This window comes from Pseudomonas sp. ADAK2 (assembly GCF_012935755.1).
In the GTDB taxonomy this organism is placed as follows: domain Bacteria; phylum Pseudomonadota; class Gammaproteobacteria; order Pseudomonadales; family Pseudomonadaceae; genus Aquipseudomonas.
In genome coordinates this window covers 4,769,657-4,790,531 of record NZ_CP052862.1, presented here as the reverse complement: position 1 = coordinate 4,790,531, position 20,875 = coordinate 4,769,657, and the positions used below count along the sequence as shown (strand labels likewise).

19 protein-coding genes are annotated in these 20,875 nt (G+C 61.0%); 11 read left to right on the top strand and 8 right to left on the bottom strand.

Features of this window, described 5'->3' with window-relative positions; genetic code table 11:
* Positions 1-20: 20 nt before the first annotated feature.
* The 4 genes from HKK52_RS21955 to ppx all read left to right on the top strand — a co-directional run bounded on the left by HKK52_RS21955 (position 21) and on the right by ppx (position 3,767).
* Complete coding sequence (locus HKK52_RS21955) at positions 21-689, top strand: amino acid ABC transporter permease (protein ID WP_169372558.1); 669 nt, start codon at positions 21-23, stop codon at positions 687-689.
* Positions 686-1,336 (top strand): amino acid ABC transporter permease, encoded by a 651-nt coding sequence (locus HKK52_RS21950; RefSeq protein ID WP_169372557.1) that lies wholly within the window; start codon positions 686-688, stop codon positions 1,334-1,336. The genes HKK52_RS21955 and HKK52_RS21950 overlap by 4 nt, the downstream gene beginning before the upstream one ends.
* The gene (locus tag HKK52_RS21945; protein WP_169372556.1) at positions 1,323-2,060 is read left to right on the top strand and encodes an amino acid ABC transporter ATP-binding protein; all 738 of its coding nucleotides are present in this window, start codon (positions 1,323-1,325) and stop codon (positions 2,058-2,060) included. The genes HKK52_RS21950 and HKK52_RS21945 overlap by 14 nt, the downstream gene beginning before the upstream one ends.
* 204 nt (positions 2,061-2,264) lie before the next feature.
* A complete protein-coding gene (gene ppx / locus HKK52_RS21940) occupies positions 2,265-3,767 on the top strand; it encodes an exopolyphosphatase (RefSeq protein WP_169372555.1) in 1,503 nt (500 codons plus the stop codon).
* A 141-nt stretch (positions 3,768-3,908) separates the two neighbouring features.
* On the opposite strand, the gene ppk1 is transcribed toward ppx, so the two are convergent.
* Together ppk1 and hemB are read right to left on the bottom strand one after the other, a co-directional pair.
* Complete coding sequence (ppk1, locus tag HKK52_RS21935; RefSeq protein ID WP_169372554.1) at positions 3,909-6,134, bottom strand: polyphosphate kinase 1; 2,226 nt, start codon at positions 6,132-6,134, stop codon at positions 3,909-3,911.
* 19 nt (positions 6,135-6,153) lie between these two features.
* Positions 6,154-7,167 (bottom strand): porphobilinogen synthase, encoded by a 1,014-nt coding sequence (hemB, locus tag HKK52_RS21930; RefSeq protein ID WP_169372553.1) that lies wholly within the window; start codon positions 7,165-7,167, stop codon positions 6,154-6,156.
* A gap of 208 nt (positions 7,168-7,375) precedes the next feature.
* Between hemB and HKK52_RS21925 the strand changes: the two genes are divergently transcribed.
* Positions 7,376-8,008 (top strand): DedA family protein, encoded by a 633-nt coding sequence (locus HKK52_RS21925; protein WP_169372552.1) that lies wholly within the window; start codon positions 7,376-7,378, stop codon positions 8,006-8,008.
* Here the strand turns inward: HKK52_RS21925 and HKK52_RS21920 are convergent.
* Positions 7,989-9,224 (bottom strand): sterol desaturase family protein, encoded by a 1,236-nt coding sequence (locus tag HKK52_RS21920; RefSeq protein ID WP_169372551.1) that lies wholly within the window; start codon positions 9,222-9,224, stop codon positions 7,989-7,991. The two genes, HKK52_RS21925 and HKK52_RS21920, sit on opposite strands and share 20 nt — an antisense overlap.
* A 115-nt stretch (positions 9,225-9,339) precedes the next feature.
* On the opposite strand from HKK52_RS21920, the gene elbB reads away from it, so the two are divergent.
* Entirely contained in the window at positions 9,340-10,008 is a 669-nt protein-coding gene (gene elbB, locus HKK52_RS21915) for an isoprenoid biosynthesis glyoxalase ElbB (RefSeq protein ID WP_169372550.1), read from the top strand.
* A 112-nt stretch (positions 10,009-10,120) separates the two neighbouring features.
* Here elbB and HKK52_RS21910 read toward each other — a convergent pair whose 3' ends face one another.
* A complete protein-coding gene (locus HKK52_RS21910) occupies positions 10,121-10,570 on the bottom strand; it encodes a YaiI/YqxD family protein (protein WP_169372549.1) in 450 nt (149 codons plus the stop codon).
* A 123-nt stretch (positions 10,571-10,693) separates the two neighbouring features.
* Positions 10,694-12,592, bottom strand: a complete 1,899-nt coding sequence (locus HKK52_RS21905; RefSeq protein ID WP_169372548.1) for an FTR1 family protein — start codon at positions 12,590-12,592, stop codon at positions 10,694-10,696.
* Positions 12,593-12,745: 153 nt separating this feature from the next.
* On the opposite strand from HKK52_RS21905, the gene HKK52_RS21900 reads away from it, so the two are divergent.
* From HKK52_RS21900 to HKK52_RS21880, 5 genes are all read left to right on the top strand, one after another.
* Positions 12,746-14,146, top strand: a complete 1,401-nt coding sequence (locus HKK52_RS21900; RefSeq protein ID WP_169372547.1) for a COG3014 family protein — start codon at positions 12,746-12,748, stop codon at positions 14,144-14,146.
* A gap of 204 nt (positions 14,147-14,350) precedes the next feature.
* Complete coding sequence (locus HKK52_RS21895) at positions 14,351-15,745, top strand: COG3014 family protein (RefSeq protein ID WP_169372546.1); 1,395 nt, start codon at positions 14,351-14,353, stop codon at positions 15,743-15,745.
* A gap of 15 nt (positions 15,746-15,760) precedes the next feature.
* Positions 15,761-16,132 (top strand): YcfL family protein, encoded by a 372-nt coding sequence (locus HKK52_RS21890; protein ID WP_017341417.1) that lies wholly within the window; start codon positions 15,761-15,763, stop codon positions 16,130-16,132.
* A gap of 37 nt (positions 16,133-16,169) precedes the next feature.
* Positions 16,170-16,757 carry a penicillin-binding protein activator LpoB gene (gene lpoB, locus HKK52_RS21885; RefSeq protein WP_169372545.1) on the top strand — a complete coding sequence of 196 codons (588 nt, stop codon included), beginning with the start codon at positions 16,170-16,172 and terminating at the stop codon, positions 16,755-16,757.
* A 3-nt stretch (positions 16,758-16,760) separates the two neighbouring features.
* Positions 16,761-17,504, top strand: a complete 744-nt coding sequence (locus HKK52_RS21880; RefSeq protein WP_169372544.1) for a penicillin-binding protein activator LpoB — start codon at positions 16,761-16,763, stop codon at positions 17,502-17,504.
* Positions 17,505-17,586: 82 nt separating this feature from the next.
* Here HKK52_RS21880 and HKK52_RS21875 read toward each other — a convergent pair whose 3' ends face one another.
* The 3 genes from HKK52_RS21875 to HKK52_RS21865 all read right to left on the bottom strand — a co-directional run bounded on the left by HKK52_RS21875 (position 17,587) and on the right by HKK52_RS21865 (position 20,827).
* Positions 17,587-18,219 carry a LysE family transporter gene (locus HKK52_RS21875; protein ID WP_169372543.1) on the bottom strand — a complete coding sequence of 211 codons (633 nt, stop codon included), beginning with the start codon at positions 18,217-18,219 and terminating at the stop codon, positions 17,587-17,589.
* A 116-nt stretch (positions 18,220-18,335) separates the two neighbouring features.
* Complete coding sequence (locus HKK52_RS21870) at positions 18,336-18,917, bottom strand: mechanosensitive ion channel family protein (protein ID WP_169372542.1); 582 nt, start codon at positions 18,915-18,917, stop codon at positions 18,336-18,338.
* Positions 18,917-20,827: an ATP-binding cassette domain-containing protein gene (locus HKK52_RS21865; RefSeq protein WP_169372541.1), complete on the bottom strand. Its 1,911-nt coding sequence runs from the start codon at positions 20,825-20,827 to the stop codon at positions 18,917-18,919. The genes HKK52_RS21870 and HKK52_RS21865 overlap by 1 nt, the downstream gene beginning before the upstream one ends.
* Positions 20,828-20,875 lie beyond the last annotated feature (48 nt).

Here is a 20,875-nt window from a genome sequence, read left to right as displayed (position 1 = left end):
GCCGCGCAGGAGACTGACCCATGGCTTACCAGTTCGATTTTCTACCGGTGGTGCAAAACACCGACCTGTTGCTGCGCGGTGCGCTGTTCACCCTGGAACTGACGGCCATCGGCGCGGTGTTCGGCGTCGGCCTGGGCATCGTCGGGGCGTTGGTGCGGGCGTGGAACATCCGCCCGTTCTCGGCGATCTTCGGCGTCTACGTCGAATTGATCCGCAACACGCCGTTCCTGGTGCAGTTGTTTTTCATTTTCTTCGGCCTGCCGTCGCTCGGCGTGCAGATTTCCGAATGGCAGGCGGCGGTGCTGGCGATGGTTATCAACCTCGGCGCTTATTCGACCGAGATCATCCGCGCCGGCATCCAGGCGATTCCCCGCGGACAGTTGGAAGCCGCCGCCGCGTTGGCGATGAGCCGTTTCGAAGCCTTCCGTCACGTGGTCCTGCTGCCGGCGCTGGGCAAGGTCTGGCCGGCGCTGAGCAGCCAGATCATCATCGTCATGCTCGGCTCGGCGGTGTGCTCGCAGATCGCTACCGAAGAGCTGAGCTTCGCCGCCAACTTCATTCAGTCGCGCAACTTCCGCGCCTTTGAAACCTACGCCCTGACCACGCTGATCTACCTGTGCATGGCGCTGATGATCCGCCAACTGCTGAACTGGATTGGCCGTCGCTACATTGCAAGGAGCAGCCAATGAGCGACTTCACCTTCTGGGACGTGGTGCGCAATCTACTCACCGGCCTGCAATGGACCTTGGCGCTGTCGCTGGTGGCGTTTATCGGTGGTGGCGTGATCGGCTTGCTGATCATGGTCATGCGCATTTCGAAAAAGAGCTTCCCCCGTAGCTTCGCCCGCACCTACATCGAGCTGTTCCAGGGCACGCCGCTGTTGATGCAGCTGTTCCTGGTGTTCTTCGGCGTGGCGTTGGCCGGGGTGGAGATTTCACCGTGGATGGCGGCGGCGGTGGCGTTGACGCTGTTCACCAGCGCCTATCTGGCGGAGATTTGGCGCGGTTGCGTCGATTCGATCCCAAACGGCCAGTGGGAAGCTTCGTCGAGCCTGGCGCTCAACCCGCTGGAGCAATTGCGCTACGTGATTCTGCCGCAAGCCTTGCGCATCGCCGTGGCGCCCACCGTGGGTTTCTCGGTGCAAGTCGTCAAAGGCACCGCCGTCACTTCGATCATCGGCTTCACCGAACTGACCAAGACCGGCGGCATGCTCGCCAACGCCACGTTTGAACCGTTCATGGTCTACGGCCTCGTCGCCCTTGGTTACTTTTTGCTCTGCTACCCCTTGTCCCTCAGTGCGCGCTACCTGGAAAGGAGACTGCATGCCTCTGCTTAGAATTTCGGCCCTGCATAAATATTACGGCGACCACCACGTGCTCAAAGGCATCGATCTGAGCGTCGAGGAAGGTCAGGTGGTGGCGATCATCGGTCGCAGCGGCTCGGGCAAATCCACTTTGCTGCGTACTTTGAATGGTCTGGAGTCGATTAATGATGGCGTGATCGAAGTCGACGGCGAATACCTCGACGCCGCCCGCGCCGACCTGCGCAGCTTGCGGCAGAAGGTCGGGATGGTGTTCCAGCAGTTCAACCTGTTCCCGCACCTGACGGTTGGCGAAAACGTGATGCTCGCGCCGCAAGTAGTGCAGAAAGTGCCCAAGGCGAAAGCCAGAGAACTGGCAAAGGAGATGCTGGAACGGGTTGGATTGGGCGAGAAGTTCGATGCCTTTCCGGATCGACTGTCCGGCGGCCAGCAACAACGCGTGGCGATCGCCCGGGCCCTGGCGATGTCGCCCAAGGTATTGCTGTGCGACGAAATCACCTCGGCGCTGGACCCGGAACTGGTCAACGAAGTGCTGAGCGTGGTCCGGCAATTGGCCAGGGAAGGCATGACGCTGATCATGGTCACCCACGAAATGCGCTTCGCCCGGGAGGTTGGGGATAAGTTGGTGTTCATGCACCAGGGCAAGGTGCATGAGGTGGGGGATCCGAAGGTGTTGTTCGCCAATCCGCAGACGGCGGAGTTGGCGAATTTTATCGGCACGGTTGAGGCGGCTGGCTGACGATCGTTCCCACGCTCCGCGTGGGAATGCTGCCCGGGACGCTCCGCGTCCCATGGGAATGCAGAGCGTCCCTTGAGGCATTCCTACGCGGAGCGGGGGAGCGATCGGGCTGGGTGCTCTGGATCAAGGCTTTGCGCCGTACGCGTTGGCGTCAGCGTTTGATCGTGGCACGATGTCGAGGTTATCGACCGAGACCCCCTGACCATGCCGCAATCCCAAGCCAAGAATCTGTCCCTGATCGCCGCAATCGACCTGGGCTCCAACAGCTTTCACATGGTCGTGGCCAAGGCCCAGAACGGCGAAATCCGTATTCTTGAGCGCCTCGGCGAAAAGGTCCAACTGGCCGCCGGCATCAACGATGAGCGTCAGCTCAACGAAGAATCCATGCAACGCGGGCTCGATTGCCTCAAGCGCTTCGCCCAACTGATCAACGGCATGCCGCCCGGCGCCGTGCGGATCGTCGGCACCAACGCCCTGCGTGAAGCCCGCAACCGTGGCGAATTCATCCGCCGCGCCGAAGAAATCCTCGGCCACCCGGTGGAAGTCATCTCCGGCCGTGAAGAAGCGCGCCTGATCTACCTCGGCGTCTCCCACACCCTCGCCGACACCCCGGGCAAGCGCCTGGTGGCCGACATCGGCGGCGGCAGTACCGAATTCATCATTGGCCAGCGCTTCGAGCCGCTACTGCGCGAAAGCCTGCAAATGGGTTGCGTCAGCTACACCCAGCGCTACTTCAAGGACGGCAAGGTCACCCCAGCCCGTTACGCCCAGGCGTACACCGCGGCACGGCTGGAGATCATGAGCATCGAACACGCCCTGCACCGCCTGACCTGGGATGAAGCCATCGGCTCCTCGGGCACCATCCGCGCCATCGGCCTGGCGTTGAAGGCCGGCGGCCATGGCACCGGCGAAGTGAATGCCGAAGGCCTGGCCTGGCTCAAGCGCAAACTGTTCAAACTCGGCGACGCCGAAAAAATCGACTTCGAAGGCATCAAGCCTGACCGCCGGGCGATCTTCCCCGCGGGCCTGGCGATTCTCGAAGCGATCTTCGACGCCCTCGAACTGCAACGCATGGATCACTGTGAAGGCGCCCTGCGTGAAGGCGTGCTCTACGACCTGCTGGGCCGTCATCATCACGAAGACGTCCGTGAGCGCACCCTCAGCTCGCTGATGGAGCGTTACCACGTCGATCTGGAACAAGCGGCGCGGGTTGAGCGCAAAGCCTTGCATGCCTTCGATCAGGTGGCCGAAGACTGGAACCTGGACGACGGCGTCTGGCGCGAATTGCTGGGCTGGGCGGCCAAGGTTCATGAAGTGGGCCTGGACATCGCCCACTATCACTACCACAAGCACGGCGCCTACCTGATCGAGCACTCGGACCTCGCCGGGTTCTCCCGCGAAGACCAGCAAATGCTCGCCCTGCTGGTGCGCGGTCACCGCCGTAATATCCCCAAGGACAAGTTTGCCGATTTCGGCAGTGATGGCAGCAAGCTGATTCGCCTGTGCGTGCTGCTGCGCTTTGCGATCCTGTTCCACCACATCCGCGGTACCCAGGAAATGCCCCAGGTCGTGCTGCGCGCCAACAGCGACAGCCTCGATGTGTTATTCCCGGAAAACTGGCTGGACGAAAACCAGCTGACCCAGGCGGATTTTGCCCTGGAAGCGGAATGGCTGACGCGGGTTGGCTTCACGCTTAACGTGCGCTAACACCCGCCGAACACGGTCCCGTAGGAGCAAGGCTTGCCCGCGATGGCGATCTTGCGGGCGCTGTGCTCCTACAGGGGACGGAGGCGGAAACAAAAATGGCGATCCCTGAGGATCGCCATTTTTATTGCCCGACGTCCGCGTTTAGCGAACGGCGAGTATCGGACTGCCCAACCGCTCCAGCAATGTCGCCTGGGCACTGCGCGGGTTCTGGTTGCCGGTCGGGGTGTTGCGGATGTAGCGACCGTCCGACTGCAGGCTCCAGCTGTGGGTGTTATCGGTGAGATACAGCTCCAGCTCTTTCTTGACCCGCATGATCAGCTTCTTGCCTTCCACCGGGAAGCAAGTCTCGACGCGCTTGTCGAGGTTGCGCTCCATCCAGTCGGCGCTGGAGAGGAACATCTGCTCTTCGCCGCCGTTGAGGAAGTAGAAAACCCGGGTGTGTTCCAGGAAACGCCCGATGATCGAGCGCACATGGATGTTGTGCGAGACCCCGGCGATGCCCGGCCGCAGGCAGCACATGCCGCGCACCACCAGATCAATGCGCACACCCGACTGACTGGCCTTGTACAGCGCGCGGATGATCTTCGGATCGGTCAGCGAGTTGAACTTGGCGATGATGTGCGCTGGTTTGCCGTCGAGGGCGAACTGGGTTTCGCGGGCAATCATGTCGAGCATGCCCTTCTTCAACGTGAACGGCGCGTGCAGCAGCTTCTTCATGCGCAGGGTCTTGCCCATGCCGATCAACTGGCTGAACAGTTTGCCGACGTCTTCGCACAACGCGTCGTCGGAAGTCAGCAGGCTGTAGTCGGTGTACAGACGGGCGTTGGCCGCGTGGTAGTTGCCGGTGCCCAAGTGCGCGTAGCGGACGATTTCACCAGCCTCGCGACGCAGGATCAGCATCATCTTGGCGTGGGTCTTGAAGCCGACCACGCCATAAATCACCACCGCGCCGGCCGCTTGCAGGCGGCTGGCCAGTTGCAGGTTGGACTCTTCGTCGAAGCGCGCGCGCAATTCGATCACCGCAGTGACTTCCTTGCCGTTACGCGCCGCGTCGACCAGTGCATCAACGATTTCCGAGTTGGCGCCGGAACGGTACAGGGTCTGGCGGACCGCCAATACGTGCGGGTCCTTGGCAGCTTGGCGCAGCAGGTCGACCACTGGCGTGAACGACTCGAACGGGTGCAGCAGCAGGATGTCCTGCTTGCTGATCACGCTGAAGATGTTCTCGCTGTTCTGCAGCAGTTTCGGGATTTGCGGGGTGAACGGCAGGTATTGCAGCGCGCGCTGGCTGTCCAGGCCGGTGATGCTGAACAGGCGAGTCAGGTTGACCGGACCATTGACCTGATACAACTCGGTCTCGTGCAGGTTGAACTGCTTGAGCAAGTAGTCGGACAGGTGTTTCGGGCAGGTGTCGGCCACTTCCAGACGTACCGCATCGCCGTAGCGACGGGAGAACAACTCGCCGCGCAGGGCGCGGGCCAGGTCTTCCACGTCTTCGGTATCAACCGCCAGGTCGGCGTTTCGGGTCAGGCGGAACTGGTAGCAGCCCTTGACCTTCATGCCCTGGAACAGGTCATCGGCGTGGGCGTGGATCATCGACGACAGGAATACATAGTTGTCGCCCGAGCCGCCGACTTCTTCCGGCACCTTGATCACTCGCGGCAGCAGACGCGGCGCCGGGATGATCGCCAGGCCGGAGTCGCGACCGAAGGCGTCGATGCCTTCGAGCTCGACGATGAAGTTCAGGCTCTTGTTCACCAGCAACGGGAACGGGTGCGTCGGGTCGAGGCCGATCGGGGTGATGATCGGCGCGATCTCGTCGCGGAAATAACGGCGCACCCAGGTTTTGATCTTGGTCGTCCAGTGCCGACGACGGATGAAGCGGACCTGATGTTTTTCCAGTTCCGGCAACAGAATGTCGTTGAGGATTGCGTACTGGCGGTCGACGTGACCGTGTACCAGCTCGCTGATCCGGGCCAGAGCCTGATGCGGTTGCAGGCCATCGGCGCCCGCCTGTTCCCGAGCGAAGGTGATCTGCTTCTTCAGGCCGGCTACGCGAATCTCGAAGAACTCGTCCAGGTTGCTGGAGAAGATCAGCAGGAATTTCAGCCGCTCCAGCAACGGGTAGGACTCATCCAGCGCCTGTTCCAGCACGCGGATGTTGAACTGCAGTTGCGAGAGCTCGCGATGGATGTACAGGCTGCTGTCATCCAGGCCGGGAATGGCAATCGCCGCCGGCACCGCGACAGCGGGCTCGGTCACCACCGCGGCGGGAGCGGGCTCCACATCCGGCGGGGTTTCGTCGATTTGCTCCACCACGGGTTGAGCCTCTTTTACGGCAACTTCAGTGAGTCCTTCGGTATTCATGGAATGTTCCTGGGAGGGCTTATTTTTGCTCTCGTAACAATTGGGCGGCGCGTACGGCAAAGTAAGTCAGGATGCCATCTGCGCCTGCACGTTTAAAAGCGGTCAGGGATTCGAGAATAACCCCTTCGCTCAACCAGCCATTCTGGATTGCCGCCATGTGCATGGCGTATTCGCCGCTGACTTGGTAAACAAACGTCGGCACTTTGAATTCTTCTTTGACCCGGTAAAGGATGTCCAGATACGGCATGCCTGGCTTGACCATGACCATATCCGCGCCTTCTGACAAGTCCGCCGCCACTTCGTGCAGGGCTTCGTTGCCGTTGGCCGGGTCCATCTGATAGGAGGCCTTGTTGGCCTTACCCAGGTTCAGCGCCGAACCGACCGCATCGCGGAACGGGCCGTAATAGGCGCTGGCGTACTTCGCCGAGTAGGCCATGATCCGCACATTGACGTGATCGGCCAGCTCAAGGGCTTCGCGGATCGCCTGGATGCGGCCGTCCATCATGTCCGACGGGGCCACTACCTGGGCACCGGCTGCGGCGTGGGACAAGGCTTGCTTGACCAGCGCGTCGACGGTGATGTCGTTCTGCACGTAGCCTTCCTCGTCGAGGATACCGTCCTGGCCGTGAGTGGTGAACGGGTCGAGGGCGACGTCGGTGATCACACCCAATTCAGGGAAGCGATCACGCAGGGCGCGCGTAGCACGCTGGGCGATGCCGTCCGGGTTCCAGGCTTCGGCGGCATCCAGCGACTTCAATTCTGGCGGCGTGACCGGGAACAGCGCCACCGCCGGAATCCCCAACTCGACCCACTTCGCCGCTTCTTCGAGCAACAGATCGATGGTCAGGCGTTCCACGCCCGGCATCGACGCCACCGCTTCGCGACGGTTTTCACCGTCCAGCACGAACACCGGCAGGATCAGGTCATCAACGGTCAGAACGTTTTCACGGACCAGTCGACGCGAAAAATCATCACGACGGTTGCGACGCAGGCGGGTTGCAGGAAACAAACGGTTGGCGGGGGTAAAGCTCACGGCAGACTCCTGAGCCCGCGCTGGCAGGCGAGCGTGACAGTTATAAGCGGCCATTATGACGAACAGATGACAGTTGTGCTTAACCCCGTGACACGTAGCCGCATTCCATTGTCCGTGTAGGAATTGTTCACGTCGAGACACATTTGGACACTTTCATGAATGTGCACGAAGGGTTAGGCTGCGCGTTCATTTCGCCAGCACCCAGACAATGCTCCAACAATTCCTGCATGACTTCGGCTACTTTGCCCTTTTTCTCGGCACGTTCTTCGAAGGCGAAACCATCCTGGTGCTCGCGGGCTTCCTCGCGTTTCGCGGATACATGGACATCAACCTGGTCGTCGTCGTGGCGTTCTTCGGCAGTTATGCCGGCGATCAGCTGTGGTACTTCCTGGGGCGCAAGCACGGCCGCAAATTACTGGCACGCAAACCGCGCTGGCAATTGATGGGTGACCGGGCGCTGGAACACATCCGCAAGCACCCGGACATCTGGGTCCTGAGCTTCCGTTTTGTCTACGGCCTGCGCACGGTCATGCCGGTGGCGATCGGCCTGTCGGGCTATCCGCCGGGACGTTACCTGTTGTTGAACGGGATTGGTGCCGCGATCTGGGCCAGCGCCCTGGCAGCGGCGGCCTATCACTTCGGCGCGGTGCTGGAAGGCATGCTCGGCAGCGTCAAGAAGTACGAGCTGTGGGTACTTGGCGCGCTGCTGGTGCTGGGCTTGGGCCTGTGGCTGCGTCGGCGTTTCAAGAATGCTCGCCTGGCGAAGAAGATCTACGCCGACGAGCAAGCGCTGAAAGCCGAACAAGCCCGGACCAGCGAGCCTAAGACGCCAGTCGAGTGAAGCGGTTTCTACAACAGTAGAGACCGATTCCACTGAGCAAGCTGTAACTGAGCAGGCCGACCCAGCCCACCGCGCTGGCCGGCCACAGCCCGACCAGCGGCGCCAGCCACACCAGCGGCAGGTTCGATGCCAGCCGCAGCAGCTCCAGCTTCCACGCCCACGGGCGATTCTCCAGGGCCACGCCCAAGGTAAACAAACCCAGCGCGATCGCACTCCAGCCGAGCACCAGCGCGGCGGTCGGCAGGCTCTGTTCCAGATTCATCAAGTAGCTGCCCAAGGCGATGTAGACGCCGAACTGCAACGCCACATACAGCTGCTGGAGCCCGTCCAGCGGCACTTCGAATTTGCGGAACTGACTCAGGTCCGGTTTGCTTATCGGGTACTTGGCCGCCACGTCCGCCGGGCGCCAACCGGTGCGCATAAACCAGATCCGCAGCTTGTCCCACTGGCTTTCGGCCCGCTTCGCGTCATCCCACAATTGCGCATAAAACTGCAGGTTGGCCCACAGCGGATTCCAGCTCGCCAACGGCGTGGTCACGCCGAAAATCACTGGCTCGTTGTCGTCTTCTTCCTGGAACGAGCCAAATAGACGATCCCAAATAATGAACACCCCGCCGTAGTTGCGATCCATGTAGAGAGCGTTCTGTGCATGGTGGGCCCGATGATTGGATGGCGTAACGAAGAACCACTCGAACCAGCCGAGCTTGGGAATGTGTTTGGTGTGCACCCAGAATTGATACAGCAGGTTCAGTGCCGCGACGCTGACAAACACCAGCAGCGGCACGCCGAGCACGGCCAGGGGCAGGTAGAAAATCCAGCCCAGGAGAAACCCGGTGCTGGTCTGGCGCAACGCGGTGGAGAGGTTGTAGTCCTCGCTCTGGTGATGCACCGAATGCGCGGCCCAGAGGATGTTGCGCTCATGGCCCATGCGGTGCAGCCAGTAGTAGCAGAAGTCATAAAGGACGAAGGCGAATACCCAAACCCAGACGCTGTCGCCCGAGAGTTTGAACAGCGCCAGATGCTCCAGGGCAAACGCATACGTCAGCAAGCCCACGCCCTTGGTCAGCAGGCCGGTGGTGGTGGACAACACGCCGGTGCTGATGCTGTTGATCGCGTCAGCCAAGCGATAATTGCTGACCCCGCGCCAACGGTCTGCAAGCAGTTCGACAGCAATCAACACAAAGAAAAACGGCACCGCATACAGAATGAAGTTCATGACGCGTCCTGAACGGAATCGTGATGACAGATCCTAGGTGTAGCCGCGAATTAACCCTATGGCAACGAGCGACAAATTAGTGGACATTTAACGCCATGAATCTGGAGAAAAGCCCATGAGCAAAAAAATTGCAGTGATCCTTTCCGGCTGTGGCGTGTACGACGGCGCCGAGATCCACGAAAGCGTGATCACCCTGCTGCGCCTGGACCAGCGTGGTGCCCAGGTGCAGTGCTTTGCGCCGAACATCGCGCAGTTGCATGTGATCAACCACCTGACGGGCGAAGAAATGCCCGAGTCGCGCAACGTGCTGGTGGAATCGGCGCGCATTGCCCGGGGCAAGATCAAGGACCTGCGCGAGGCCAGCGTCGAAGACTTCGATGCGCTGATCGTGCCCGGCGGTTTCGGCGCGGCGAAGAACCTGTCCAATTTTGCCGTGGAAGGCGCTGGCTGCACGGTGCAACCGGAAGTCCTCGCGTTGGCCGAAGCCTTTGCCGAAGCGGGTAAACCGGTGGGACTGATCTGTATCTCGCCGGCGCTGGCGGCGAAGATCTACGGCCCGGGCGTGACCTGCACCATCGGTAACGATGCGGAGACGGCGGCGGCGATGAACAAGATGGGCGCGACCCACGCCGATTGCGCCGTGGGCGATATTGTCGAGGACAAGGCGCGCAAGTTGGTGAGTACACCGGCGTATATGCTGGCGCAGTCGATCAGCGAGGCGGCTTCGGGGATTAACAAATTGGTGGATCGGGTTTTAGAGCTGACTCACGAAAACGACGCCTGACACGATCGTTCCCATGCTCTGCGTGGGAATGCCTCAACGGACGCTCCGCGTTCGGCTCTAGATGGGACGCGGAGCGTCCCGGGCTGCATTCCCACGCGGAGCGTGGGAACGATCAACGGGTCAGCCGAGTGAGAATCCGGTCCAGCGCATTGGCAAACGCCTGCTTCTCCCGCTCGCCAAACGGCGCAGGCCCTCCGCTCATCTGGCCCTGCTCGCGCAAATCGGTGAACAGGTTACGCACCGCCAACCTGTCGCCCATGTTCTGCGCATCGAACTCTTTGCCCCGCGGGTCCAGCGCCGCAACGCCCTTCTTCACCAGGCGATCAGCCAACGGTACATCGCTGCAAATCACCAGCTCACCGGGCACCGCGTGCTCCACCAGGTAATCGTCGGCCGCATCCGGGCCGCTGGGCACCACGATCAGCTTCACCAGCGCCAGGCCCGGCTTGATCTGCGGCTGACCGGCCACGAGCACCACTTCGTACTGGCGCTTAAGGGCGAATTTCACCACCAGATCCTTCGCTGCCCTTGGGCAGGCGTCGGCATCGATCCACACACGCATTGTGTTTTTCCTCTTTTTAAAAGCTTCGCGGGCAAGCCTCGCTCCTACAGGTTATACGCGACCGCAAATGGTGCGCGAATTCTGTAGGAGCGAGGCTTGCCCGCGAATGGGGACGACGCGGACTTAAGACGTTTGCACCCGCCGCTTCTCGGCCAGGCGACTGCGGCTATACAGCACGATGATCGCAATGATCGCCACTGCCTGCGCACCCAACGAATACAAATCAGCGTGGATCCCCAGCCAGTCGAAGTCAAAGAACGGCACCGGCCGGGTGCCGAAGATCCCGGCTTCCTGCAACGCCTTCACGCCATGCCCGGCAAACACCACCGACAACGCGCACAACAACCCGGCGTTGATACCGAAGAACAGCGCCAGCGGCAGTTTCGCCGAACCGCGCAGGATTACCCAGGCCAGGCCGACCAACAGCACCAGCGCCGTGGCACCGCCGGCCAACACCGCGTTGTGCCCGGCAGGACCGGCCTGCAACCACAGGGTTTCGTAGAACAGGATCACCTCGAACAGTTCGCGATACACCGAGAAGAACGCGAGGATCGCAAAACCGAAACGCCCGCCGCCGCCCACCAGGCTGCTCTTGATGTAATCCTGCCAGGCCGCCGCGTGACGACGGTCATGCATCCACACGCCCAGCCACAGCACCATGACGCTGGCAAACAGCGCGGTGCAGCCTTCCAGCAGTTCACGCTGGGCGCCGCTGACATCGATCACATACGCCGCCAACGCCCAGGTCGCCAAACCGGCCACCAATGCCAAGCCCCAGCCAACGTTGACGCTGCGCACCGCCGATTGCTGACCGGTGTTGCGCAGGAACGCGAGGATCGCCGCCAGCACCAGAATCGCTTCCAGGCCTTCGCGCAGCAGGATCAACAGGCCGGAGATGTAGCTCAGGGACCAACTCAAGCCATCGCTGCCCAGCAGACCGGCGGATTCCTTCAACTTGGCCTTGGCCGCGTCCAGACGCTGCTCCACCTGAGTCACCGGCAAGCCGTCCTGCAACGACTGACGGTACGCCATCAGGGATTTTTCAGTGTCTTTGCGCACGTTGGCGTCGACGTTGTCCAGGGAGCTTTCGACCAGTTCGAAGCCTTCCAGGTACGCTGCCACCGACAGGTCGTAGGCCTGATCGTGCTCACCGGTACGGTAAGCGGCGATGCTTTTGTCCAGAGTCGCCGCGGTGTAGTCGAGCAATTGCGCCGGGCCACGCTTGACCTGCGGCGGTTGCGCCCGTTGTGCACGGAAGGTCGCCACGGCTTGTGGGCCTTCGGCGGCCAGCACTTCGGCCGGGGTCTGACGCGCGAGGTCGGCGATGTTGTAGGTCTTTTCCGATTTTGCTGCGGCCGGATCGGCGCTGAAGCCGGCGATATAGGTCGCCAGGTCCCAGCGCTGACGGTCATCCAACTGATCGGCGAAGGACGGCATGTCAGTGCCTTCGACGCCTTGGCCCAAGGTGTTGTAGATCGCATACAGACTCAGGCGATCAAGTCGCGCCGCATCGCGCAGATTGGCCGGCGGCGGTGTCATGCCAACGCCTGCCGGGCCGTCACCGGCACCCGCATCACCGTGGCACACCGAGCATTGCTGGGCGTACAGCGGCGCGCCGCGAGTCGGGTCCGGGGTGATCACCGGGGCTTGGCTGACTTCATACGCCACCGCCAGTTTCGCCCCAAGCTGCCGGGCCTGACGGGCAACGTCGGCGCCGTCCTTGCGTGCAGCGATGGCGGTTCGCAGGTTGTTGACGCCCTGCTCCAGTTCGGCACGCTCGGGCTTGGCCGGCAATTCAGCGATCAAACCTTTCAGAACAGCCAGAAACTCCTGCTGTTCACGGTATTCAGACTCATCAATGACCTTGCCGGCCTCGACCGTCGCCGGGTAGTCGGCGCCAATGTAATCGAGTAAATGCAACGCTTTGGGGGCGCCTTCGGCGGTGTCGGCCAGCGCATTGAAGCTGCAAAGCGCGATCACCGGCAGCACTAGCCACGCCAGAAAACGGGAGGAGGCAGTCATGAATGAATCTCAAGGGGAAATACGAAGTAACACATTGTTCACTTCCAATGCCTTTCACTCAAGCTTTGTTGGTATTTCGGGCGCAACGACGTGTACATTTAGCGGCGAATTGCCACCTCCTCGCGGTTTCTATTCAGGGAAGAATGATCGTCCATGCACCCACGCCTTTGTTTCTCGCTGCTCCTCAGCATCGCCCTGCAACTGACCGGTTGCGCCGCCTACCGCAACTACGACCTGGAACTGGCGCAAACGACTGACCAGTTGAAAGCCGGGAATCCGCAGGGCGCTCTCCAATTGCTGGAACTGCACAACCCGTCAGAAGATCGGGACCTGCTCTACTACTTCGAAAAAGGTGCCGTCCTGAGTGCCGCCGGTGAGCTGCCGCAAAGTCAGGTGGCCTGGCGCAGCGCGGAGCAAATGGTCATTCAGCGCCAGGACACCGTTGAATCCACCGGCACTCAACTCCTGTCCGCGATGGGCGATCATTGGGGCAGCATCATCAATGACAAACTGCGCCGCTACGATGGCTACGACTATGAAAAAGTCATGCTGACCACGCAAATGGCCTTGAACCAGTTGGCCGTCAATGACTTCGATGGTGCCCGCGCCGACATCAAGAAAACCCACGAACGCGAAGCACTGATCGCTCGCCAGTGGGAAAAACAATACGAGCACGTCGAGGAGCAAGCCAAGGCTTCGGGCGTTCGTGTGCACTACAAGGATCTTCAGGGCTACCCCGTGGCCACCCTCGACGCGCCCTCTGTCATCGCACTGAAGAACGGCTATCAGAGCGCGTTCAGCCACTATCTGGCCGGGTTTACCTATGAAGCGCTGGGTGAGCGGGACCTCGCCGCACCCGGTTATCGCCAGGCCATCGAGCTGCGACCCGACCTGCCCTTCTTTCAACAGGCATTACGCGAACTCGACAAACCCGCCACCCAAGGCAATGAAAGCGATGTGTTGATCATTGTTCAAAGCGGCCTGGCGCCGGCGCGCAGTTCGGTTCGGGTGCCTTATCCGGTGCGCCTGCAAGACGGCCAGGTCATCGTCGCCAACGTCTCGTTTCCAGTGATGGTTCCCGACACATCGACCCCGGCATTCACCCAGATGACCGTCGACGGTCGCAAACAGCCGTTGCTCCTGGTTAACAGCATCACTGACATGTCGCTGCGGACATTGCGCGACGACATGCCCGGCATCATTCAGCGCACCGCGTATCGCGCCTTCCTGGCGGCCGACGTTCAGGGTACCGACAACCGACGCGACCCGAGCAAAGCCTCTTACGTGACGCAGCACGACGGCTTTGAGCACGCGGACACCCGAACCTGGCGTACCTTGCCCAACATCACCCAAGTGGCGCGTCTGCGCCTGAAAAAAGGCGAACACTTGATCAGCCTGCCCAACGCTCCGGGCGCCGCGCCGCTGAAAATCCGCATCGATCAGAATCATCAGGTCATCGGTCTGCATGCGCTGGGCGGGCGGATTTATAGTCATGGAGTGGCTTTCGAAGCGTCCCTAACGCCTGAGAACACCGTGGTATCCGGTCTGAAATAAATAGTGGCATCTTGTGAAAATATGCAACTAAAAAGCCATTACATAGCCATCATCCAAGCTTATAATGCCGCGCCCTCGCAACCGCGACGTGGCATTTAAGCTCCTCTTGTTTGAGGAATTGGCAGGACGCCAGTCTCCCTGCCGATAGGTCCCAACAGCCCGACCAGCACGTGCGGCTGCTTACTCAGGGAAGAAGTACCCCCTATGGCCTCTCGCGCCCTTACCTCGATCGCACTCAGTGCGGTCACCTTGCTCTCCGGCTGTTCGGCCTTTCGCAACTACGACTCCGAGCTGGCACAAACCAACCAGCAACTGGCCTCCGGCAACGTCGATGCCGCGTTGACCCTGCTGGAAAAGAACAACACCAGCGCCGACAAAGACCTGCTCTATTACTTCGAGAAAGGTGAACTGCTGCGCGCCAAGGGCGACCTGTCCGGCAGCCAGAACGCCTGGACCAGCGCCGATCAAGTGGTGGGCAAGTGGGAAGACTCGGTCAAGCTCGATACCGACAAGTACCTGGCACAGTTCGGCAGCTTTCTGGTCAACGACAAGGTGCGTCGCTACGAAGGCTACGACTACGAAAAAGTCATGCTGACCACGCAGATGGCGCTGAACCTGCTGGCGGTGAACGACTTCGACGGCGCGCGCATGTCGATCAAAAAGACCCACGAACGTGAAGCGGTGATCGCCGAGCTGCGGGACAAGGAATACCTCAAGAGCGAAGACGAGGCCGAGAAAGAAGGCATCAAGACTCAGTACAAAGACCTGCAGGGTTACCCGGTCGCCAGCCTCGATGCGCCGGACGTGGTCAGCCTGAAAAACAGCTACCAGAGTGCGTTCAGCCATTACCTGGCCGGTTTCGTCTACGAAGCCCTGGGTGAAAAAGACCTCGCCGCGCCGGGTTATCGCAAGGCTGTCGAATTGCGCCCGAACACCCCGCTGCTGGAACAGGCGCTGGTCAACCTCGACAAGCCGGCCAAGACTGACGACAGCGACATCCTGATCGTCGTGCAAAGCGGCCTGGCGCCGTCCCGGGATTCGATCCGCATTCCGCTGCCATTGCCGATCAGCAACCAGCTCGTGATCACCCCATTGTCGTTCCCGATCATCAAGCCGGACACCTCGACCGCGCCTTTCGCCCAGATCGGCGTCGACGGACAGCAACTGAACCTGACCCAGCTCAACAGCACCACCGCCATGTCCCGCCGCGCCCTGCGTGACGACATGCCGGGCATCATCCTGCGCACCACCGTGCGTGCGGTGACCAAAGGCGTGGCGCAGAAGAAGATCAACGAAACCAATCCGCTGGCCGGTCTGGCAGTCGGTATTTCTTCAGCTGTGCTCGAAGGTGCCGATACCCGTACGTGGCGCACCCTGCCGGACAACACCCAAGTGGTGCGTCTGCGCTTGAAGAAAGGCGAGCACCAAGTCACTCTTCCGAGCGTCGTGGGCGGCTCGGTGGTCAAGGTCACCGTGGATCAGCGCTATCAGGTCATCACCCTGCGCGCCGTGGGCAATCAGGTATTCGCCAGCGGCTTGGCCGCGCACGTGATCACCAGTGCCAATCCGACCGCCGTGGCCAGCTTCAAACAACCTTAAGAACGGAGTCTTTGCATGCGCTTCAAACTCATCGCTGTCGTCGCCCTGGCCTTGCTGGCCGGGTGCGCCACCCCGCCACCACCGGAGCCCGGCAGCGCCGCCAGTAAAGTCGTGGCCATGGGCAAGCTGAAGAACATCGTGGTCGGCGCCATGCGCGTGGCCCGGGAAAACGGCTTCATGACGGTCAATGTGCAGCTGAGCAACACCAGCTTCAACAACAAGACCTTCTATTACCGCTTTGCCTGGCTCGGCCCTGAAGGTTTCCCGATAGCGGAAGAAGAAACCTGGAAAAGCCAGATGATGTACGGCGAGCAGACCAGTTTCATCCAGGCCATCGCGCCGACTGCCAAAGCCGTGGATTTCCGTCTCGAAATCAAGACGCCTTAAACCCGACCCTATTCGTTCAGTTCTAGAGAGCATTCCCATGTTTGCACGCTTTTCGTTCATCGCCGTTCTCGCCCTCCTGGCCAGCGGCTGCGCCAACACTTCGCCTACCCTGGGCAGCAAGAACATCAGCTACGGTGACACCAAGGCTGTGGAAACCGTAACCAACGAGTTCGGTTCCACCGACCTGCAGATGATCGCCGAGTCCATGACCCGCTCCCTGGCCCAGTCCGGCATCATGCAGGGTCGCCCGGTGGTTCAGGTCTACGACGTGAAGAACAAGACCAGCGAGTACATCGATACCCGCGAAATCACCACCAGCATCAAGACCCAACTGATGAAAACCGGTGTCGCGCGTTTCGCCAGCGACAACAACGCGATGCAGAGCCAGGTTGACCAGCTCAAGCTGCAAAACCAGAGCGGCCTGTACAAGAAAAGCACCGTGGCCAAGACCGGCAACATGATTGCCGCCAAGTACCGCATCGAAGGTTCGATCAGCTCGATCGTCAAGCGCAGCAGCGACTACAAGGACGTCTTCTACAAATTCAGCCTGCAATTGATCGACGTTGAAAGCGGTCTGGCCGAGTGGATGGACGAAAAAGAGATCCGCAAAACCACGGAGCGTTAATCAATGCGCACATGGATTGGCCTGATGGCCCTGGCTTGCGCGCTCAGCGTGCAAGCGGCCCCGAAAGTTGCAGTCACGGATCTGGCGTATCAGGAACGTGTAGAGCAATACATCCACATCGTCTCGGCGCAGAACAACTACCGCGAGGGCTACTACAGCTCCAGTGGTTCGTCGAACTACAACGAGATCGAGGCCACCACCAGCTACATCGAACAGACCGAACTGCGTAAATTCACCGGCGACATCAAAGGTGAAATCCTGCGCACCGGCATGTTCCAGCTGATTCAGGGCACGCCTTACACGGCTTCGTCCAAGGGTGACATCTACGATGTAATCAAGCGGATCAAGGCCGGTAGCTTCAAGGGCGCGGACTACGTGCTGTTCGGCACCGTGTCGGATATCGACTTCACCCAGGACATGAACGAGCTGGCCAACACGGACAGCTATTCGGCGGTGCTGGCGTTGACCCTGGTGGCGGATTTCAGTCTGATCAACACCAAGACCTTCGAAATCACCTCGGCCTTCACGGCGATGGGCGAAGGCCAGGACACCAAACTGGTGAATGGCCGGGACATCAAGATCTCGCTGAACCGCCCACGGGTGGTGCGTGACGTGTCCAAGGCCTTGGGCGAAGACGTGGCGGCGCAACTGAGCCAACAGCTTGGTGGTCCTAGCTATGAACAGCCTCGCGAGCCGGCTCAACGCAACAATCTGCCGCGCGATACTGCACCGGTGATTCTGCGCTGAGTCTGGAAGCTGATCGTTCCCACGCAGAGCGTAGGAACGATAAGGCGACCTGAAAAGGTCGCCTTTTTTGTGCCTGGCGGTTTTACACCACCGCTTTGCGCAGCGTCGCCATGAACGCCGCCGCGCCGATGAACAACCCGGCAAACGTACGGTTCATGCGCTTCTGCTGTTGGGGCGTGCGCAACATCCGCAACACTTTGGCCGCCAACCCGGTGTAACCGGCCATGACGATCAGGTCGACGCAGATCATGGTGACGCCGATGATCAGGTATTGAGCCAGCAGCGGCGCATGCGGATCGATGAACTGCGGCAACACGGCCAGCATGAACACCAGTGCCTTAGGGTTGCTGATGTTCACCAGGAAACCCCGGAACATCAGGGCCAGCGGCTTGCCAATCTGCCGCACTGCCGCGTCGTCGCTCATGTCGCTGGGCAGCGCCCGCCATTGCTTGACCGCCAGGTAAACCAAGTACGCAACGCCGAACCATTTGATCGCATAGAACGCCGTCGCCGAAGCCGTAAGAATGGCCCCCACACCCAAGCCGACAATCGCAATCTGCACCGCCAGGCCCAGTTGCAGGCCCAGGGCGTTCCAGTAGCCGCGCCAGAAACCGTATCGCAGACCGCTGGACATCGACGCAATCGCGCCGGCACCGGGCGACAGACTGATCACCCAGCAGGCGGCAAAAAACGCCAGCCATGTTTGAAGCACCATTGCACACCTCGACTCAGACTCGTGACAGACGTCTAAGCTAATGCGGCTTTGGGCCGATGACTACCGATTTTTTGCAGGACCAGAACGACGGCCGACCAACGCGATCGGCGTCTCGGCTACTTCTCGAAACCGCTCGAGGGGAAGACATCGCTACCGCGCCAGCGCCGAACCGAGCGCTGGAAGAACAGGCTATTAGGCACTTGCACCATGGCACTGCCCGTCCCCGCCTCTTCGGCTTCGATCAGTGTGGTGAACAGCAGATTGATCGCCACCACCCGGCCTTTGACGCCTGGCTTGTCGAGGGTGTCCACCAACTCGACCACATCACCAATGCGAAACGGGCCGACGGTGAAGATCAGGATCGCGCACAGCAGGTTGGAGAGCACGCTCCACATGGCGAAGAACGCTACCGCGGCCACCGCGACGAACCCGGACAACGCGGTCCAGAGCACCGTGGCCGACACACCGAGGCGTTCCAGCACGAAGATCAACGCGCTGCCCATGATCAGCCAGCGCAGGCCACCGCGCAGCGGCATCAGCAGTTGCGGCGGAAACGGATAGCGCTCGCCCAGGCGCGTCAGGCATTTGGCGACGAAACGCTGGGCGACATAACCGGCCAGCAGGATCAGCAGGATTTGCGCGACGAGCCAGATCGGCTCGGCCCACACCGCTGGCAGCGGTAGCTTGAAGGCCTCCATCAGGACAGCGCCTCCAGCTCCGCCTGCATGCTTTCCAGCAGTTCCAGGGCTTCCATCCAGGACTCTTCCAGCTCGGCTTCACGGACCTTGAGCTTGGCTTGTTCGGCCAGCAGGTCACGCAATTCGTTCTTGCGCATCGGCTCGTAGATATCGCTGTCGCCAAGGCTGACGTCGATCTTCGCCAGCTTCTCGTGGAGCTTGCCCAGCTCGGCTTCGAGCTTGTCGGCCTCACGCTTGTGCGGCGCCAATTGCTGACGCAACGCCGCTGCAGCCTGACGCTGGGCCTTCTTATCGGTCTTGTCCGGGTTCACCGGGGTGTTGCTGACCGGCGCGTTGCGCTGACGGTACTCCACCAGCCAGCGGGTGTAGTCCTCCAGGTCGCCGTCGAACTCTTCGACCTTGCCGTCTGCCACCAGGTAGAAATTGTCGGTGGTGCTTTTGAGCAAATGGCGATCGTGGGAAACCACCAATACCGCACCACTGAATTCCTGCAGAGCCATGGTCAGCGCCAGGCGCATTTCCAGGTCCAGGTGGTTGGTCGGTTCGTCGAGCAGCAGCAGGTTCGGCCGGCCCCAGGCGATCAACGCCAAGGCCAGTCGCGCTTTTTCGCCACCGGAAAAATTCAGCACCGGCTCATCGATGCGCGCGCCGCGGAAGTCGAAACCACCGAGGAAGTCGCGCAGGGTCTGCTCGCGCTCGGTCGGCGCCAGGCGCTGCATGTGCAGTAACGGGCTGGCCTTGGAATCGAGCGAGTCCAGCTGATGCTGGGCAAAGTAACCGACCACGGTGTTCTCGCCCCGGGTCAGGCGACCGGACAGCGGTTCGAGTTCACCGGCGAGGTTTTTGATCAGGGTCGATTTACCGGCACCGTTAGGACCGAGCAATCCGATGCGCGCACCGGGGGTCAGTTGCAGCTTGACCTTCTCCAGCACGGCGCGCTCGCCGTAACCCAGGCGAGCGTCGGAGATATCAATTAACGGGCTGGAGATCTTGTGCGACTCGCGGAACACGAAGTCGAACGGCGAATCGACGTGGGCCGCGGACAACTCTTCCATCCGCTCCAGCGCCTTGATCCGGCTCTGGGCCTGGCGGGCCTTGGTGGCCTGGGCCTTGAAGCGGGCGATGTAGCTTTCCATGTGCGCACGTTGCGCCTGCTGCTTCTCGTAGGCCTGCTGCTGCTGGGCCAGACGCTCGGCACGGGCGCGTTCGAAGGCGCTGTAGCCGCCGCGATACAGGGTGATCTTGCGCTGATCGACGTGGGCCACGTGATCGACCACGGCATCGAGGAAATCCCGGTCGTGGGAAATCAGCATCAAGGTGCCGGGGTAGCTTTTGAGCCAGTCTTCGAGCCAGATGATGGCGTCGAGGTCCAAGTGGTTGGTCGGCTCATCGAGCAGCAACAGGTCCGAAGGACACATCAAAGCCTGCGCCAGGTTCAGACGCATCCGCCAGCCACCGGAGAAATCTCCTACCTGGCGATCCATCTGATCGTTGGTGAACCCAAGGCCGGCCAGCAGCTTGCGCGCCCGGGCGTCGGCGGTGTAACCGTCGGCACTGTCGAGTTCGGCGTGCAGGCGCGCCTGAGCGGCACCGTCATGGGCCGCTTCGGCGGCGGCGAGGTCACGTTGCACCTCGCGCAGGCGCAGGTCGCCATCGAGCACGTAGTCGACCGCAATGCGATCGAGGGTGTCGATCTCCTGGCGCATATGGGCGATGCGCCAGTCCGCCGGCAGGAAACAGTCACCCGAGTCCGGGTGCAGGTCGCCCAGAAGTAAGGCGAACAGGCTCGATTTGCCGGCGCCGTTGGCACCGATGAGACCGGCTTTGTGGCCGGCGTGCAGGGTCAGCTCGGCGTCTTCTAGCAGACGTTGCGGGCCACGCTGTAAAGTCAGGTTCTGAATTCGGATCATAATGGCGGCGGAGTCTATCAGCTTCGTTCGCAACTGGCGCGAGTAGCA

Coding starts and splice junctions, on each gene's coding strand:
- HKK52_RS21955 (WP_169372558.1), top strand. CDS start 21: ATGGCTTACCAGTTCGATTTTCTACCGGTGGTGCAAAACACCGACCTG.
- HKK52_RS21950 (WP_169372557.1), top strand. CDS start 686: ATGAGCGACTTCACCTTCTGGGACGTGGTGCGCAATCTACTCACCGGC.
- HKK52_RS21945 (WP_169372556.1), top strand. CDS start 1,323: ATGCCTCTGCTTAGAATTTCGGCCCTGCATAAATATTACGGCGACCAC.
- ppx (WP_169372555.1), top strand. CDS start 2,265: ATGCCGCAATCCCAAGCCAAGAATCTGTCCCTGATCGCCGCAATCGAC.
- ppk1 (WP_169372554.1), bottom strand. CDS start 6,134: ATGAATACCGAAGGACTCACTGAAGTTGCCGTAAAAGAGGCTCAACCC.
- HKK52_RS21925 (WP_169372552.1), top strand. CDS start 7,376: ATGCTCCAACAATTCCTGCATGACTTCGGCTACTTTGCCCTTTTTCTC.
- HKK52_RS21920 (WP_169372551.1), bottom strand. CDS start 9,224: ATGAACTTCATTCTGTATGCGGTGCCGTTTTTCTTTGTGTTGATTGCT.
- elbB (WP_169372550.1), top strand. CDS start 9,340: ATGAGCAAAAAAATTGCAGTGATCCTTTCCGGCTGTGGCGTGTACGAC.
- HKK52_RS21910 (WP_169372549.1), bottom strand. CDS start 10,570: ATGCGTGTGTGGATCGATGCCGACGCCTGCCCAAGGGCAGCGAAGGAT.
- HKK52_RS21905 (WP_169372548.1), bottom strand. CDS start 12,592: ATGACTGCCTCCTCCCGTTTTCTGGCGTGGCTAGTGCTGCCGGTGATC.
- HKK52_RS21900 (WP_169372547.1), top strand. CDS start 12,746: ATGCACCCACGCCTTTGTTTCTCGCTGCTCCTCAGCATCGCCCTGCAA.
- HKK52_RS21895 (WP_169372546.1), top strand. CDS start 14,351: ATGGCCTCTCGCGCCCTTACCTCGATCGCACTCAGTGCGGTCACCTTG.
- HKK52_RS21890 (WP_017341417.1), top strand. CDS start 15,761: ATGCGCTTCAAACTCATCGCTGTCGTCGCCCTGGCCTTGCTGGCCGGG.
- lpoB (WP_169372545.1), top strand. CDS start 16,170: ATGTTTGCACGCTTTTCGTTCATCGCCGTTCTCGCCCTCCTGGCCAGC.
- HKK52_RS21880 (WP_169372544.1), top strand. CDS start 16,761: ATGCGCACATGGATTGGCCTGATGGCCCTGGCTTGCGCGCTCAGCGTG.
- HKK52_RS21875 (WP_169372543.1), bottom strand. CDS start 18,219: ATGGTGCTTCAAACATGGCTGGCGTTTTTTGCCGCCTGCTGGGTGATC.
- HKK52_RS21870 (WP_169372542.1), bottom strand. CDS start 18,917: ATGGAGGCCTTCAAGCTACCGCTGCCAGCGGTGTGGGCCGAGCCGATC.
- HKK52_RS21865 (WP_169372541.1), bottom strand. CDS start 20,827: ATGATCCGAATTCAGAACCTGACTTTACAGCGTGGCCCGCAACGTCTG.